The 383-nt window shown below is 66.6% G+C and carries 1 pseudogene; it reads right to left on the bottom strand.

The features are described 5' to 3' along the window. Positions 1 to 383: pseudogene (locus GR197_RS31835) on the bottom strand (polyamine ABC transporter ATP-binding protein); the annotation flags it as partial.

Consider the following 383-nt stretch of genomic DNA (forward strand, 5'->3'; position numbering starts at 1 on the left):
CCGTCGATCACCAGCTTCTCCGTCTGCACCGCGAGCAGCAGCTTGTCGCCACGCGGCAGCGGATGCGCGGTGCGCAAGACAGCGTCGCCGAGACGCACGGCGTCGTCGCCGGCGCGGCTGACGTTGAGCAGCGTCGCCTCGCCGATGAAGCTCGCGACGAACGCATCGCACGGACGGTCGTAGAGACGCTCGGGCGTATCGATCTGCACGAGCTTGCCGTCCTTCAGCACGGCGACGCGGTCGCTCATCGTGAGCGCTTCGCGCTGGTCGTGCGTGACGTTGACGATGGTCGCGCCGAGCTTGCGATGCAAGCGGCGCAATTCGATCTGCATGGTTTCGCGCAGTTGCTTGTCGAGCGCGGAGAGCGGCTCGTCCATCAGGAT

Origin of the sequence: Rhizobium phaseoli (assembly GCF_010668805.1) — a bacterium.
In the GTDB taxonomy this organism is placed as follows: Bacteria; Pseudomonadota; Alphaproteobacteria; order Rhizobiales; family Rhizobiaceae; genus Rhizobium; species Rhizobium phaseoli_A.